At 45.6% G+C, this 16,216-nt stretch carries 11 protein-coding genes; 4 read left to right on the top strand and 7 right to left on the bottom strand.

Features of this window, described 5'->3' with window-relative positions; genetic code table 11:
* Positions 1–11: 11 nt before the first annotated feature.
* From SD450_RS01540 to SD450_RS01530, 3 genes are read left to right on the top strand one after another with little or no spacing between them, the layout of a single operon-like run.
* Positions 12–752 (top strand): SDR family NAD(P)-dependent oxidoreductase, encoded by a 741-nt coding sequence (locus SD450_RS01540; RefSeq protein WP_318342896.1) that lies wholly within the window; start codon positions 12–14, stop codon positions 750–752.
* A 17-nt stretch (positions 753–769) separates the two neighbouring features.
* Positions 770–1,954 (top strand): mannonate dehydratase, encoded by a 1,185-nt coding sequence (uxuA, locus tag SD450_RS01535; RefSeq protein WP_318342895.1) that lies wholly within the window; start codon positions 770–772, stop codon positions 1,952–1,954.
* Positions 1,951–3,633 (top strand): glycoside hydrolase family 43 protein, encoded by a 1,683-nt coding sequence (locus SD450_RS01530; protein ID WP_318342894.1) that lies wholly within the window; start codon positions 1,951–1,953, stop codon positions 3,631–3,633. The genes uxuA and SD450_RS01530 overlap by 4 nt, the downstream gene beginning before the upstream one ends.
* A gap of 23 nt (positions 3,634–3,656) precedes the next feature.
* Here SD450_RS01530 and SD450_RS01525 read toward each other — a convergent pair whose 3' ends face one another.
* The 3 genes from SD450_RS01525 to SD450_RS01515 are packed head-to-tail and all read right to left on the bottom strand — an operon-like array spanning position 3,657 to position 9,781.
* Positions 3,657–5,618, bottom strand: a complete 1,962-nt coding sequence (locus SD450_RS01525) for a sialate O-acetylesterase (RefSeq protein ID WP_318342893.1) — start codon at positions 5,616–5,618, stop codon at positions 3,657–3,659.
* 35 nt (positions 5,619–5,653) lie between these two features.
* Positions 5,654–8,635 carry a glycosyl hydrolase 115 family protein gene (locus SD450_RS01520; protein WP_318342892.1) on the bottom strand — a complete coding sequence of 994 codons (2,982 nt, stop codon included), beginning with the start codon at positions 8,633–8,635 and terminating at the stop codon, positions 5,654–5,656.
* Positions 8,636–8,662: 27 nt separating this feature from the next.
* Complete coding sequence (locus tag SD450_RS01515; RefSeq protein ID WP_318342891.1) at positions 8,663–9,781, bottom strand: endo-1,4-beta-xylanase; 1,119 nt, start codon at positions 9,779–9,781, stop codon at positions 8,663–8,665.
* A 304-nt stretch (positions 9,782–10,085) separates the two neighbouring features.
* Here SD450_RS01515 and SD450_RS01510 point away from each other — a divergent pair, with 304 nt between their 5' ends.
* On the top strand, positions 10,086–11,771 hold the full coding sequence (locus tag SD450_RS01510) for an SGNH/GDSL hydrolase family protein (protein WP_318342890.1): 1,686 nt from the start codon (positions 10,086–10,088) through the stop codon (positions 11,769–11,771).
* A 15-nt stretch (positions 11,772–11,786) separates the two neighbouring features.
* Here the strand turns inward: SD450_RS01510 and SD450_RS01505 are convergent, their stop codons facing one another.
* The 4 genes from SD450_RS01505 to SD450_RS01490 form a co-directional block, all read right to left on the bottom strand.
* Positions 11,787–12,146, bottom strand: coding sequence for a hypothetical protein (locus SD450_RS01505; RefSeq protein WP_318342889.1), 360 nt, complete (start codon positions 12,144–12,146; stop codon positions 11,787–11,789).
* A complete protein-coding gene (locus SD450_RS01500) occupies positions 12,146–12,295 on the bottom strand; it encodes a DUF5989 family protein (protein WP_318342888.1) in 150 nt (49 codons plus the stop codon). Before SD450_RS01500 ends, SD450_RS01505 begins: the two co-directional genes overlap by 1 nt.
* Positions 12,296–14,095 carry a carbamoyltransferase family protein gene (locus tag SD450_RS01495; protein WP_318342887.1) on the bottom strand — a complete coding sequence of 600 codons (1,800 nt, stop codon included), beginning with the start codon at positions 14,093–14,095 and terminating at the stop codon, positions 12,296–12,298.
* A gap of 173 nt (positions 14,096–14,268) precedes the next feature.
* Positions 14,269–16,212 carry a RagB/SusD family nutrient uptake outer membrane protein gene (locus SD450_RS01490; RefSeq protein WP_318342886.1) on the bottom strand — a complete coding sequence of 648 codons (1,944 nt, stop codon included), beginning with the start codon at positions 16,210–16,212 and terminating at the stop codon, positions 14,269–14,271.
* Between the last annotated feature and the right edge of the window lie 4 nt (positions 16,213–16,216).

The following is a 16,216-nucleotide window of genomic DNA, read 5'->3' as shown; positions in this document are numbered from 1 at the left end:
GATAAAAGTTGATGGACAAAAAAATAGCCATAGTCACAGGTGGCAATTCAGGATTGGGATTTGCGACTGCAAAGAAGTTTTGTGAAAACGGGCTCAAGACCTATATTTTGGGAAGGAACAAGGAAAAAACGGAGGAGGCCTGCGCGGAAATAGGTAAGCTGGCCGTGCCGATCATCGTTGATCTGACCCATCTTAACAAAATCCCGGCCTTGATCGATGAGATCTTTCAAAAAGAAGGCCAAATAGATATTTTGGTGAACAATGCAGGGATCAATATGAAAAAGGATTTTGTGGATGTGACCGATTCCGAATTTGAACAAGTGGTACAGACCAATCTTTTCAGTGTTTTTGCCATCAGCAGGGAAGTGGTAAAAAAAATGAAGGAAAAAAACGGGGGAAGCATTATCAACATCAGCTCCATGGCGGCCCAATATGGCTTACCAAAGGTAATTGCCTATTCGGCCAGCAAGACCGCCATAGAGGGGATGACCCGGGCCATGGCCGTGGAATTGGCGGAATACGGAATACGCGTCAACTGCATTGCCCCGGGCTTTATCAAGACCAAAATGACGGCAAAGGCACTCAACTCCGACCCCGCACGAAAAGACAAGGTATTTTCCAGAACACCCATGGGCAAAATGGGACTGCCGGAGGATATTGCGGATGCGGCATACTTCTTTGCCTCAAATGAATCGAAATTTGTAACAGGGACGGTACTCCCCGTTGATGGAGGAAACAGTATAGGATTTTGAAACCCAATGCCCGATAGATGATCAAAATGCAACAGACCATGAGATGGTATGGCCCACACGATACCATCAAGTTAAGGGACATAAGGCAATGTGGGGTACAGGGAATTGTCACCGCTCTGCACCAGATTCCCGTAGGGGAGGTGTGGGAGATCAAGGACATAAAGCAGCGCCAACAACTTATCCGGGATGAAGGAATGGAGTGGACGGTAGTGGAGAGTTTGCCCGTGCACGAGGACATCAAGCGAAAGGGGGGAGCTTGTGACCGATTTGTTTCAAACTATAAAAAAAGCCTGGAAAACCTTGCCGAATGTGGATTGAAGGTAGTCACCTATAACTTCATGCCCATACTCGATTGGGTACGGACCGAGCAGTCGTATCTTAACCAGGACGGAACAAAGGCACTTCTTTTTGACGAAACCGCCTTTATCTATTTTGATGCCTACCTGTTGCAAAGGCCAGGGGCCCAATCCGATTATACCGGAGCGCAGTTACAGGAAGCGGAAGCCTATGGAAACACTTTGGACGAAGAAGAAAAACAGACGCTCTTCAAGAACGTGCTGTTGGGATTGCCCGGCAGCCAAGAAAACTTCACCCGTGAAAAAGTATTGGAATTGTTGGAGGATTACAGAGAAGTCGATGATGCCACCTTGCGCCAGAACCTGATCTATTTTCTCTCCGAAGTGGCCCCGGTTGCCGAAAAACTGGGCATTGGGTTGGCCATACATCCGGACGACCCCCCGTTTTCGGTCTTGGGTCTTCCTAGGGTGGTGTCCACCCAAAGCGACCTTGAACAACTATTCAAGGCAGTGCCCATCAATGCCAATGGCCTGTGCTATTGTACCGGTTCGCTGGGCGCACATCCTGGAAACGATCTGTTGCAGATCATGGATGCACATGGAGATCGGATACATTTTCTCCATTTGAGAAATGTAAAAAGGGAAAAAGGAAGACGTTTCAGGGAATCCGAGCACCTGAATGGGGATAATCCCATGGAGGCCGTCGTGGAGAAAATCCTTTTGTTGATGCAAAAAAGACAGGTTTCCCTTCCCATGCGGCCCGATCATGGTTTTTTGCACTCCTTTGAGGGAAACAAAGAACAATACCCCGGCTACTCATTGATAGGAAGACTGAAGGGTTTGGCCGAAATACGAGGATTGGAACTCGGGATTTCCTATAAACTGAAACCATCAAAAGCACAATGAAGAAAATAGTTTTACTCCCGCTGGTCTTATCGCTATTGCTATGTCCCAAGGACATAAAAGCCCAATCAACCACTATCGTAAACCCCATACTGACCGGATTCTACCCTGATCCCAGCATCGTAAAGGTCGATGCCGACTATTATTTGGTCAATTCCACCTTTTCCTATTTTCCAGGCATTCCGGTCATGCACAGCAAAGACCTCAAAAACTGGAAACAGATCGGTAACGTGATCCATCGTCCATCACAAATGGATTTTATGGGCGAACGGATGACTCGGGGATTGTTTGCCCCCGCGATTAGTTATCACAAAGGAATGTTTTATGTGAGTTGCACCGATATAGATAATATGGGAAATTTTGTGGTGACGGCCACTGACCCTGCAGGACCGTGGAGCGACCCGGTAAGGCTTCCAGAGGTCAGGGGAATCGATCCTTCCATTTATTTTGATAAGGATACCGACAAGGCCTATATCCTTTATAATAGTGATGCCCCGGACAATAAACCACTATATTCTGGGCACAGGACCATCAGGATGTACGAGTTTGATTATGAAAACCTGAAAGTGGTCGGCGAAGAAACACAATTGGTGAACGGGGGAGTGGATATTTCGCAAAAACCGGTTTGGATTGAAGGGCCACATATCTGGAAAAGAAACGGATGGTATTATTTGTATGCTGCAGAGGGAGGCACATCGGTCAACCACTCCGAAGTGGTGTTTAGAAGCAAATCGCCAAAAGGGCCCTATGTTCCTTATGAAAACAATCCCATACTCACCCAAAGGCATTTGCCAGAGGACAGGGAAAATCCCATTACATCCACGGGTCATGCCCAATTTGTGGAAGGACCCGATGGAAAGACCTACTCCATTTTTTTGGCCGTAAGGCCCTATGAAGGGGATTATTACAACACCGGACGTGAAACATTCATCGCTCCGATTGAATGGAAGAATGACTGGCCACATTTTGCTCTGGGAGGTGAGGAAGTGAAATATGCCTATGAGGTCGATTATAAGGAAATACCACAGGAAGAAGCTTTGCCCCAATCAGGAAATTTTGAATACACTTTGGACCTTAAAAAAGGCTTGGATCCTTCATTGCTCTTTATGCGAACGGTGGATAGTACTTCTTTTTCCATTTCCAAAAAACAGGGTTTGGTCTTAAAGCTAAAACCAGAAACCATTGCGGAACATGGCAATCCCTCTTTTGTGGGCAAACGGCAGCAACACCTCTACAGTAGGGCAGAGACGGAAATGCAGTTCCGTGCGGAAAGCGAAAGTGAAAAAGCAGGTTTGGTGGCGTTTCAAGACGAAGAACACTTTTATTTTCTGGCCGTATCACAAAATGACGGACAAAATGTGGTCCAGCTTTTCAAGAGCAATACAGATGATTCCGTCATGGACACGATAGCTGAAGTTCCTTTGAAGTCTAAAAATGATAGAATTAAATTAGCCATTGAGTCAAAGGGAGATACGTATAGTTTCCATTATTCCATAAATGGAAAGGATTGGCATTTGGTCAAAGAAAATGTCGATGCCAAATTCCTGAGTACCAAGGAAGCGGGCGGATTTATCGGCTGTCTATATGGGATGTATGCCACTTCATCAGGAGAACAAACGGACAACTCGGCCTCCTTTGAATATTTGAAATATACTGGAAACGACCCTGTTTTCAGAAAATAAGCGGAGCCAAATACGCTGTTGATCTATTCCGTCTGGAATGGTGATGCGGGCAGCCCCTCTTTGTTATATAGATTGGGATTGTCCGGATTGTCAGCCCAGGCATAGCGCACATATTTGGGGTTGGGGACTTCATCACTCCAAACAATGACCTTGGTTCCTTCAATCTTGGCATCGGCCCATACAAACTTTTTATCTTCCCCTGCAATCTCAAAGCTGCTTGGGGCTTCTCCATCATTTGTAATCAATCCGCTGCCCACATGTGAAAAGGAAATGGTGATTTTATCTCCTTCCACTTCAGAAGTTGTATAAAGAGGCCCGGAATGCACTAGATCTTCGCCATAGGCAATCTTTTGGGCAGCCAAGGCCATCCGTTCCCCTACATCTTTTTTATTGTCCGGATGGATATCGTTCCATTCCCCTAGGTCGATGTTGACGGTCATTGCGGTGTTGGGGTCTCCCAGAGCCTTGAGTTGTGCTTCCCTAAGTTCGGCCCAATTGCTTTCGGTAGGGGAGTAGGTCACATCCCCAAAATTGGGCAGCTGTGCATAGATAAAGGGCAGCTCGGGATCCTTGTAAATTCCGCGCCATCCATTGATAAGGGCATGCATCAAATCTAAATATTCTTCAGGTTTACCTGCATTGCTCTCCCCTTGGTACCACAACACTCCTTTTATGGGAAGTTGAGTATAGGGCGCCACCATGCCATTGAACAAAACTGTGGGCTCATTCTGGGGGTTTACGGTCCTTTCGCGGGGCTCTTCGTCCTCATTTCTTGAAAAAGAGGAGAAATCAAAAGGAGGGAACACTTCCCCCACCTTATACTGCCAATACCCTTTTAGGTCGACGGTATCCTTCTCCGTAAAAATGTAATAGGGTTTGTCCGGCACAAAACCACCTTTTCCAAAATTATTGGTCACCCGGATCACAAAAATGTTTTTTCCGGCTTTCAAGAGGTCTGCCGGCACGTCATATCTTCTTTGGGGATATTGGTAGGTGGTGTTTCCCACTTTTTTTCCGTTGATGTAGAGTTCATCGGCATCCACAATTCTGCCCAAAAAGACGGTGGCTTCTTGGCTGGACATGGAGGGGGGCAGCATAATTTCCTTTCGGTACCAGACCACCCCATTGAGGTCTCTGGCCCCTTGGTCTTCCCAATAACCGGGAATATTGATCCTACGCCAGTTCTTGGGCGAAAAATTCACCTCATACCAAGGGATTTCTCCGGTAAGCCCTTTGTCCGAAGGTTCCTTGGCCCCCTGATTTCCTGAAAAGCCCCTTCTTACATGGCTGTTCACAAAAGCGGTATCCTTGTTTTCTTCAATGATTTTTAATTTTTCAGGGAATCCTTGATAACCTTCTTCGTTTATCCATGCTTCTATGGGTGTGCCGCCAACGCTGGCATTGACCAACCCGATGGGAACTCCATATTTCTTATACAATTTAAGTGCAAAAAAGTAGGCAACGGCAGAGAAGGGCCGGACTTCATCGGATACGGCAGCCTTCCAAGAGCCACCTGCCAGATTTTTGCTCGGGCCCTGCAAGTCTGTTTTTGTGGGCACTTTAAAATGTCGTATTTCGGGATAATTTGCATTGGCGATATCCTCGGCATAGGTGACATCATGGATGTCCATTTGATGTACCATGTTGGATTGCCCGGAACACAACCACACATCCCCGATCAAGATATCGTTCAAGAGGATTTCGTTTTTCCCCGAAATTTTTAAAGTATAGGGGCCGCCCGCTTTCATTTTGGGAAATTCCACGCTCCAATTTCCTTCTGCTGAGGCAGTCGCTTTTCGTTGCTTGCCGTTAAAAGTGGCCGTTACCTGTTCTCCTGCGGATGCCCATCCCCAGATGGGGATCTTTGCATTGCGCTGCAAGACCATACTATCCCGGATGATTTCTGGAAGTGTTATTTGGGCCATTCCGGCAGTGGCCGTGAACACCAGTAGGATGAATGTTATTAAAAATTGCCTTTTTTTCAAAATGATGGGTTTATGGTACGGTTTAATTTAAAAAATCATTTAATGATCTTGCTTTCTGGCGGACCCAAATAGCTCTCTGCATTGACGCCTTCTTTTTGCAACACCATCTTTTGCAGCACCACCCCGGGATCAACGGCCCAGTACTTAATGGTGTGGGCTCCTGCGGACAGTTCTTTTTCAAGAACGGTCTGCTTCATGATGTTGTCCTTTACCGCTTCGTTCCACCAAGTTGGGTAGGTCCAATCCGGTGCGGTGGCATCTTTGTGCAGGTTTACCATTTGCGGCGCACCGTCATCAAGGGAAACGGCATAGATCAAGCCTTCATCTTTCTGAAAATTAAGGGTCGGTGAAAAATAAGTGGTGAGACTATAAGTTCCTCCATCCAAAAGATAGACTTCATATTCCAAATAAGGGCCACCATCGCCTGGGTTTTGCTTGGAAGCGGTCACCGGCATGGACGTAATCGCCGAACCCGTGCGTCCCAAATTGGGTATGGTCTGCCATGAGACGTCAGCTGTTTCCTTGGCATTTTGATAATTCACTGCATCAATACTAACAATGCCGTTGTTTTCCACAAAACCAGTTATCCCTTCAGGAAGGTCATTTCGGATGGGGACGCTCACTTTTGTACCTTCCTCCGCATTGGCGGCGGTGATGACAATTTCGCCGGCATCCTGTCCTTTGGGGGCTTTGTCCCAATCAATGCTTACATAGACCTTTTCTTCATATTGAATGGTCCCTCCTTGTGAGGACAACGTGATCCAATCATTTTCCGCGGTAATGGTATAGGTCAACGGTTCCTTGCCCTTGTTGAAGATCTCCACATAGTAGTTTTGATCGTTCACAGGGTCAAAAGTGGAAAAACTGCGGCTGTTGAGCCCACTTGGGAGCCATCGGGACCTGCTGATGCCATTTTCCACCACATAACCCAAATTGGCCTCGGTGCCGGATTGGATATAGGAAACCGTAGGCATTTTATTGTAAGCGGGATCACTCCAGGTGATATGCCCCATGTGGGTCTGGGACATCATGTGGTTCCATTTGCCATTGGCCACAGAATCGTGATAATAGGTTGTGAATTCAGCGTCTTTATAGAACAGTTCTTTTGTTTTATCGGCATAGAAATTGGTCGAGGCCCGGTCTTGAAATCCGTATAACCTGTTCTTGCCGGCAGCTACGTACATTTCGTTGAGGTTTGCACAAGCTTCCACTGGATATTGCACCAATTGGTAAAAAGCATCGTGCGTTTCCTTGGGCAATTCTTCCTTCACCTTTTTTGTTCTTTCCACAAGGGAATTGTAATCTTCCACCATGTTTTCCGCTTCATTGAAGTTTTGAAGGCTGTACGTGGTCGGTTCGATGAGTTCCGGTTTTCTACGGGAATTGTATTTGGTGTACAGTGCTATGATTTCACCAATCTCTTTGGCGTGGGCCGTACCAAATTGATTTCGGGCCCATTCGGTATAATATTGAGGTAGCTTTTCTGCCGGGAAATCCTCTGGGTTCCAAGCATAATCCAAAAAGAAACTGATGGGAAATTCCATGGGCTTGATGTCGCCCACGTTCACCAACCAAATCTCATCCACTCCGTAGGAGTAGGTGAGGTGCATTTGCTCCCATACACGCTCAATTTGGGTGGTGTTCAGCCATTTATAGCTTCGGGGCCCCCCAACAAAATCAAAGTGATAGTACATGCCGTACCCTCCCTTGCGAGGCTCACTGTCCAAAGCGGGTAAAATCCGTACCTGCCCCCAGTTGTCATCACAGAGCAATAGCGTCACATCATCCGGAACCCGCATTCCCTTGTCGTAATAATCCTGGACTTCTTTGTAGAGTGCCCATACCTGAGGGGTTTCCTCAATGGGCCTGCCGGTTACTTCTTCAATGATATCCCGCTGATCTTCCACTATTTTTTCGAGTAGGTCTATGTTGGTCCCTTCGCTCATGGCCTCGTCCCCATCTCCCCGCATGGCAAGGGTCACGACTTTTTCCTGTCCTTTTGTGCGTTCCATGCCTTCTCGCCAGAATTCCCGGAGCTTTTCGGGGTTCTTTTCATAATCCCACGGGCCTTCCCCATAACGGTCCCATTCCACATGGGAGCGCATGAGGGGTTCATGGTGCGATGTGGCCAAAACCACCCCCATTTCATCTGCCAAAGGGGCACTGGTAGGGTCGTCGTCCCAAAGCGACCTTCCCCACATGGCGGGCCAAAGGTAATTGCCCTTCATCCGAAGGATGAGTTCAAACACCTTTTCATAAAATTGCTTGTTGAAGTCCCCGTATTTTTCTGTCACCCAACCCGATAGGGCCGGAGCTTCATCATTGATAAAGATGCCCCTGTATTTCACTTTGGGCTCGCCAAGGGTATAGGTTTCTGGTTTCGCATAGATGTTTTTGCGGACTTTCACAGGAACATCCGCCCACCAGTACCAAGGAGAAACCCCCATTTTTTCCGAAAGGTCGAACATGCCAAAAATGGTACCGCGTTTGTCGCTTCCGGCTATGACCAAGGCATTGTCCACCCCATCCATTGGGTTTTGGACGGGAGTGATGATAAATTGTTCCCATTTGCCGTCCAGTTCGGTGACATCGATTTTGCCTTCTTCGGCCAACCTATCGATTAAACTACTTTTACCCACAGTGCCCACAATGATGAGGTTTTGTGTTTGGTGCGTTTCGCCCACAATCAATTCCGCTTCTTGACCAGAGACAAGGCCCAGATCTTTTTGGAACATTCCAGCTATGCGTAAAATCCCGGGATGATCGGACTCACTGACCAAAATAGCGGCAGGAACCCCGTTTTCAACCAATGTAAATCCACTTTTTGTCTTATCCGTTGTCAAGAATGAAGTATCGGGAAATGGATCTTCCGTAGGAAGGGTGTTTATTTTTTCCATATTGTTGGCTTCATCACCAGTTTGTGTTGGCTCTCCTTTGCAGGATGCGAACACCGAAAGCAGGAGCAATCCTGCAAGGCAATGGGATATAGAAAAGCGGAAATCCGTGCGTGTTCTCATGGGTTTTGTAGAAATATAAGGTGTATGTTAGTCTTCAACGGTTTGGATCACGGCGTGGTAGGCCTTTTTGGGTTTCATGTCCCGATTAAATAATAAGGTGTAGTCCGTCCTTCCACGAATGGGAAAGTTGTTTTTCCAGGACAGCCCATCATGCAATCCCCAAAAGGTGACCCTGCTGATTTTATCGGAATGTTTGTTGAAAAGCTCGAATATTTCTGCGTACCGGTTTGCCAACTGGGTCTGTACCGAATCGGGCAGGCTTTCTGGGTATGGATTCATGGTAGGGCTGTTTTCAAACCTTGTTGAAATATCCGCGGTTGACTTTTCCCAAGGGCTTGGCAGCACAGAAATGTCCAATTCCGTAAACATCACTTTAACCCCGGTTGCCGCGTACATTTCAATGGCGGTCTCAATTTCCTCGATGGATGGTTCATTCAAACTCCAATGGGCCTGGACGCCCACGCCATCTATTTTGATCCCTTTGCTTTTGAGGTTTTTTACGATGCGGATCGCACCGTCCCTTTTGTCCGCATTGATCAAGTTATAATCGTTGTAATACAGTTCGGCTTCGGGGTCTGCTTCGTGGGCAAACCGAAACGCATTTTCAATAAAACCTTCCCCACCAATTTTAAAGAATGGGGACTTTCTGTAGGATCCATCTTCAGCCAAGGCTTCATTGACCACATCCCAGCCTTCTATTTTTCCTTTGTATTTGCCCACAATGGTTGAAATATGGCTTTTTAGGCGGTTGGTCAGTTCGGCATTGTCAATAGTGTCCCCTTCCGCCGTTTTAAATACCCATGGGGCCAACTGGCTGTGCCAAACAAGGGTGTGGCCCACCACGAACATATCATTGGCTTCTGCCAATTCCACCAATTTGTCGGACTGTTCAAAATTGAATTCGTCCTGTTTGGGGTGAATGTACATCCATTTCATGTTATTTTCTGCGGTCAAAGCATTGAATTGGGATGTAATAAGGTCGATTTCTTCCTTGTTTGCTTGGTTTATTTGGGAGCGATTGATGGCAACGCCCATTAAAAATTTATCCTTGAACGCTTCTTTCAGGGAGTTTGTTTGAGCTTGTGTGGAGGCATTACCTGCAAGCAGTAGTACAGATAGAATCGGAATCAGCAATTTGTTCACCATTGAAAATTTGTTGGAATAACCAAGGTTGTTTAGTGGTTATCATGATTTTAATCAAAAATAATTAATAAATTTAGAAAACGCAATCGATTGCGTATAAAATGAAATAGTGAGCTTTAGGGGGTAAGTTCAACTCTTAAAATTGATTAACGGATAATGGATTGAATAAAATGAGTCCTTTTGGAAAGCTAATTTCTCGTACACGATTTAAAATCAACAATCGGTTGCACATATTTTTTGACAACTGGGTTATATTCGTTAATCTTAAGGGCTTATTGCCCCGTTCCGATGATACAGAAGGGTTGATATGGAATATGAATACCCATTGGATGTGAAGAAAAAAATACTGTTCAAGACTATTGCTGTTGCACTTCCCCTTATCCTCATTATGTTGGTGGAAGTGGCCTTGCGTTTATTTGGATATGGGGATAGTTACCCACTTTTCAACAGGGTGAACGGTGAAAATAGGGTGGAATATCTTGTGGTCAATCCCGATGTGTCCAAAAAATACTTTGGGAACACAGATTTTCGGGCGGATAGCCAAGCCGATCTATTTCTCCGACAGAAAACTGACAGTACTTTTAGGGTGTTTGTCCAAGGCGCCTCCACTGTCGTAGGGTATCCTTTTTATAAGGGCGGTTCGTTTCCAAGACTGTTGAAGCACCGACTCTCGCGCACTTTTCCCGATAAGAATATTGAAGTGGTGAACACGGGGATCACGGCGGTCAATTCGTACACGTTATGGGATGTGGCGGACAAGATCATTGACCAAGACCCGGATCTGGTCATCATTTATGCAGGGCACAACGAATATTATGGTGCCTTGGGGGTAGGCTCCTCAGCTTCGGTTGGAAGCCATCCCACCTTGGTCAGAAGCTATCTGAAGCTCAAGAACCTTCGTTTTTTTCAATTGCTAGAAAATACGGTCAGGGGTTTGACGAAATCGGACATGCCAAATAAAAAGTCGGTTACGGAGACCACTTTAATGGAGGTCATGGCAAAGGAGCAGGAAATTCCGTTGAATTCAGAAGCCTTTACTGCCGGAATAACCCAATTTGAAGGCAATTTGAAACGAATTTTGGATAAATACGAACGTCATGGGATTCCAGTAATCCTTTCCACCTTGGTATCCAATGAAAAGGATGTCAAACCCTTTATCAGCGATGAGTTGGACAAGGAAAACTATGTGGAATCAATGGAACAAAACAAACCGGAGGTCCGGGAATTGGCACGGAAAAATGCGGATGCTGCCTACATTTTGGGACAACATTACCTAGAGCGAAACCCAGATTCCGCCAAAAAATACCTGCACTTGGCCAAAGAGCTGGATTTGTTACGTTTTAGGGCTCCGGAGAAAATCAATGAGGTGATTACCGGACTGGCTCAGGAGTATGATTTGCCTTTGGTCGATATGAAGAACATATTTGAGTCAAAGGTGCCCAATGGTATAGTGGGCGATGAATTGGTGGCCGAACATGTGCATCCCAATGTGGAAGGTTATTTTGTAATGGCGGATGCTTTTTACGAGAAAATAAAAGCATTGAAGCTCCTGGACAATTGGGAAAATTATGTGTCTTATGAAGAGGCCTTTGATGATATTCCAATGACCCAAATCGATTCAATTAAAGGGAAATTGGCGGTGGAGATCCTTAAACAATCATGGCCTTACGATTTGAGCATGTCCGGAACCAAACCCATGGGGGTAAATTACATAACCCAAAACCCCACCTTTGAGGAAAGAACTGCCGTCAATCTACATAACCATCAGGGGCAATGGCAGTATCTAATTACGCAGGCTTACCACAAATACAACGAGGATGGGGAACACAAAAAGGCCCTTAAAGTGGCCCAAACCTTGATTTTTGAGTTCCCCGAGCAGTTCAAAGTATATGAAATGGCAGGGGAGATGTGTCGGAAACTGGGAGATGAGGCCTATGCGGAATATTATTTTAAGAAAAGCCAATACCTTAAAAGCATGAAGGCTTTAGAGTAAATCCAGTTTGGGAATTTACCAAGGGTTATCAATATCCGTACTGGAATAGTGGTGGTTGCGCTGATGAAAATAAGTGTTCCCCGTAGTTTTACGCCGAATGTGATTGCTGCCGAACAACCGCTGCAAACCTGCCAAGGGAATCAAAATAAAATGGAAGATAACAAACATCAACACAAAATTCATCACCAGACCCAGATAGTGTGAAAGACCGAACCAGACTTTGGCGATGAGCATGCTGGCATTTTTGGAAACTATCCCAATGACCAAAAAAGCAATGGCAACATACTCCAACCACTCCACATTCAGCCATAGGGAAATGATGAGCGAAGCAAGCGCCAAAACAAGGATGGTCTCAATTGCTTTTTCCCGATTCATCAAAACAAGGTATAAATAAAAGGTGCCAAAGCGGAACTACTGGTCAGATAAATAAGGATGCCAAATAGTACAAATATGATGATCAAAGGGACCAACCACCACTTTTTGCGTTCCTTTAGAAATAGAAAGAATTCTTTTAAAAACTCCATTTACTTTTCAATTATATAATTTTCCAAAACCAAAATATCCATACCCGAGTTGATGAAACATTGGTAAGCATCCTCTGGCGTGTTCACAATGGGCTCATCCTTAACATTAAAACTGGTGTTGATGAGCACTCCGTTCCCCGTCAATTTTTTAAAGGTCTGCAACAAACTCCAAAATGTGGGGTTGACCTCTTTTCTGATCACCTGTACCCGCGCCGAACAATCTATATGGGTTATGGCAGGCAATTCTGATTTTTGGGTGTTCCGTTTTTCTTCCAGACTAAGTTCGTCAAAATTTTTGGGTAACGGCTTTCTTAGGGATTCCTTCACTGGATTGGTGAACAGCATATATGCTGAGTGTTTGCCAGGCTCAAAATAGGCATCGTAATCTTCCTCGCAGACCGCAGGGGCAAAAGGCCGAAAACTTTCCCTAAACTTGATTTTTAGGTTGAGCTTGGATTGCATTTCAGGGTCTGAAGGGTCTGCGAGGATGCTCCGATTGCCCAACGCCCTTGGGCCAAATTCCGTGCGTCCCCTGAACCATCCCACTACTTTTTTATTGGCGATGTGCTGCGCCGTAACTTTTAGAAGTTCATCCGTCGCTCCATAATGCTGATACGAGCATTTATGTTTGCGCAACAATCGTTCTATGTCCAAGTTGGAGTAACATGGCCCCAAATAGGGGTTGAATGCTTTTTTTAGTCCTGAAAAGTTTAAATCTTGTTTTAAATGGGCGGTGGCCAATGCGGCCCCAAGGGCTCCGCCGGCATCGCCCGCGGCGGGCTGCACATATATGTCCTTGAAACAATTTTCATTGAATATTGCCGAATTGGCAACGCAGTTTAGGGCCACCCCACCGGCCAAGCACAAATAGTCGGCTTGTGTTTCCTTTTTGATGTGATGGACCAATTTAACCATCATTTCTTCCAAAACTTTTTGGGCGGCGAAGGCCAAATCGGCATGCACTTGCAGTAAGGGTTCATCAGGTGTTCTTTTTTTGATTCCGAAGAGGGCTTCCCATTTTTTTGGGTTCACCATCCGCAGACCAACAGGGTATTCAAAATAGTCCATGTTAAGTTTGATGGACCCATCGGCTTTGATGTCCACCAATTTTTCTTTGATAATAGCAATGAAGCTCTGTACTGTTTTGGATTGAAGATTACTGTAGGGAGCAAGCCCCATCATTTTGTACTCCCCAGCGTTCACCTTAAATCCCAAGAAATAGGTGAAGGATGAATAAAATAATCCCAATGAATCTGGAAAATGGAGTTCGCCCAGCACTTTGATTCCTTGGTCACCGGAAGCCAATCCGTAAGAGGTCGTTGTCCATTCACCAACCCCATCTACGGTCAAAAATGCACTTTGGGGAAATGGAGAGGTGTAAAAAGCACTGGCTGCATGGGACAGATGGTGCTCTGGAAATACAATGGAAATTTTTTGCGCATGTGGCCCACCAATTTTTTTCAGTTGTTTTCGGATGACTTGTTTTGTAAAGAGTTTTTCCTTCAACCAAACGGGCATGGCCATGGCAAACGACCTGAAGCCTTTGGGGATAAAGGCATAATAAGTTTCCAAAAGTCGTTCAAACTTTAGGAAGGGCTTGTCATAGAATGCTACGTAATCGAGGTCTTCAAGGGCATATCCAGATTCGACAAGGCAAAATTGAATGGCTTCCATAGGAAAGGACGCATCGTTTTTTATCCTTGAAAACCGTTCTTCCTGAGCGGCATACCTTACTTCCCCGTCCACAATCAGGGCAGCGGCAGAATCGTGATAATATGCGGATATTCCAAGAATCTTCATTTAAATAAAGGTATTCATTATAACAAGAAGGGCTTTGGTCCACGGATAAATTTTATGGGGTATTGGTTGCCCGTTGCCCTCCATAATCAAAAGAGGCTGTCTTCTCGGACAGCCTCCTTACTTGCGTAAAAACTAACTCAAACTAACTAATCAACTATGCGAAATTACTTTTTTTAATACCCAGGATTTTGGTATGTGGCTTTTTCGGCATCGGTCATATCCAAATTGTCTATTTGACCTTGCGGTATGGGCCTTAAGTAATGATAAGGCTGAATTTCCCGGGAAATTGTGGCCGTTGGGCTATGAACTGTTGCACTTATACTTGCCACGATTTCAAATGAACCAGCAACTTCAGCCCATTTTTGGGTGCGTACCAGATCGTACCATCTCACACTTTCGCCAAAATATTCACGTGAACGCTCAGCCAAGATGTAATCAATATCAATGGTCAGGGGAGTAGCTGCCACCATTGCGGCACTGTTGTCCTCAATACGTTCTTCCTGTTCACCATTGTCAAAACGCCATTTGCCGGCACGGGCACGAATCACATTGATCAATTCCCTTGCAGTCATTGTTCCGGATGCACCTTTTACAGCAGCTTCAGCAGCAATAAAATAGAACTCTGAAAATTTAGCTATAGGGAAAGGGCGCGTTACCGGGACATTGGGATTGCCTAGACCTCCTTCATTATCGGTACGATAGGTGCCTATCTTCCATAAACCAGGGTAAAACCTTCTGTTGATTTCATTTAAATTGATGACATAATCCGATCTTCCTGGTAATACTCCGCCACCAATGTTGGCGCCGTTTATAGGCACTCCATTTTCTTCATACACCACAGCTGGGTCATGTTCATCCAAAAATGAGATCACAGCATCACCCGGTACTATTTCCAGACCATTGGCAGCAGTCAATGAGGGGGTAGGATCGCCTCCTGCGTCCCAATTGCCTCGATAACTGGTCACAAAAGTACCATCGTAGCGAGAGTCTATGTCCTTATCTGGAAAGTTCTCAGTCAAAGCGTTGATGGTAGGTGCCATACGGGTCCATGGCCTACCAAGACTCTGAACAGATTGACGTTGCACTGCGGGAACACCATCAACGCTGATGGTAGTATAATTTGATGTCGCCATCCAAACTGCAGTGTTGGCACTGTTGGAAGTGGTGCCCCAACCTACTACAGGAGCCCCATTGAATTGTTCGTTATCCGGGGTGCGGTCGGCATACAACATCATCTCTTGGTGTCGATCGTTTGCACCATCGTGGACATCATAAAAATACTCCAACAAGCCGTAAGGACCGGGGTTCTGTATTCCCTCCATCGCCAGGTCGTATGCTTCTTGAAAATAAAATGAAGCACCGTTGCCATCAGGGTCGTTTCTTGGTGTTTCGGGGTATGTGGGAATACCTTCTGGGTTCTCCAGCCACCAACCATAGGTCAAATAGGCTTTGGCCAACATGAGCCTAGCCACATTTTTGGTTACTGTTCCGGTCAATCTTGGATTTTCAGGTAGATCGTTAACGGCCGTGACCAGATCAGGAAAAATAGCCTTTGTATATACCTCTGGAACCGTGTTACGTGTTGAGGTCCTGACCGCAGATCTATTGAATGCCAATTCTCCAGATCCCAGGTCCAATGGTACGCCTCCATAGGTCTGTACCAATAAGAAGTAATAAAATGCCCTGAAAAACCGTACTTCGGCAACAAGGGCAGGGTCCAACCCTACAGTCTCTGCATTCTCCAAAATACCATTGGCCGTGTTTATCGCCGGGAAACTCGAAAACCATACCCCGGCAGTTGCACCTTCATCTGATATGATCTGTCCTTCTCCGGACAAGTCCACGTTTTTAAAATCACCCGTTGCAGACTCTGCCCAGGTATAATGGTCCGTACCGTTTTCGGTGGCGTTAAAGAAGCCATTGTTCCCATAAATGTCCCTCATGGTTTCATATAAGAACACCACACCACCCTGAACTCCAGTCTCTGATTGGAAAAAATCAGGGGTAAATTGTCCTCTAGGGTTCTCTTCTATAATGTCTTTTGTACATGCGCCCAGCAAAAAGGCAACAGAAAGAACCGTAATAACTTTAGCTTTAAAATTAATTTTCACAGTCATTTTT

The sequence above is a fragment of the Flagellimonas baculiformis genome (assembly GCF_033441575.1).
Classification (GTDB): Bacteria; Bacteroidota; Bacteroidia; order Flavobacteriales; family Flavobacteriaceae; genus Flagellimonas; species Flagellimonas baculiformis.
The sequence above is the reverse complement of the archived record's forward strand: the minus strand, read 5'-3'. Positions and strand labels throughout refer to the sequence as shown.

Coding starts and splice junctions, on each gene's coding strand:
- SD450_RS01540 (WP_318342896.1), top strand. CDS start 12: ATGGACAAAAAAATAGCCATAGTCACAGGTGGCAATTCAGGATTGGGA.
- SD450_RS01490 (WP_318342886.1), bottom strand. CDS start 16,212: ATGACTGTGAAAATTAATTTTAAAGCTAAAGTTATTACGGTTCTTTCT.
- SD450_RS01520 (WP_318342892.1), bottom strand. CDS start 8,635: ATGAGAACACGCACGGATTTCCGCTTTTCTATATCCCATTGCCTTGCA.
- SD450_RS01530 (WP_318342894.1), top strand. CDS start 1,951: ATGAAGAAAATAGTTTTACTCCCGCTGGTCTTATCGCTATTGCTATGT.
- SD450_RS01515 (WP_318342891.1), bottom strand. CDS start 9,781: ATGGTGAACAAATTGCTGATTCCGATTCTATCTGTACTACTGCTTGCA.
- uxuA (WP_318342895.1), top strand. CDS start 770: ATGATCAAAATGCAACAGACCATGAGATGGTATGGCCCACACGATACC.
- SD450_RS01510 (WP_318342890.1), top strand. CDS start 10,086: ATGGAATATGAATACCCATTGGATGTGAAGAAAAAAATACTGTTCAAG.
- SD450_RS01505 (WP_318342889.1), bottom strand. CDS start 12,146: ATGAATCGGGAAAAAGCAATTGAGACCATCCTTGTTTTGGCGCTTGCT.
- SD450_RS01495 (WP_318342887.1), bottom strand. CDS start 14,095: ATGAAGATTCTTGGAATATCCGCATATTATCACGATTCTGCCGCTGCC.
- SD450_RS01500 (WP_318342888.1), bottom strand. CDS start 12,295: ATGGAGTTTTTAAAAGAATTCTTTCTATTTCTAAAGGAACGCAAAAAG.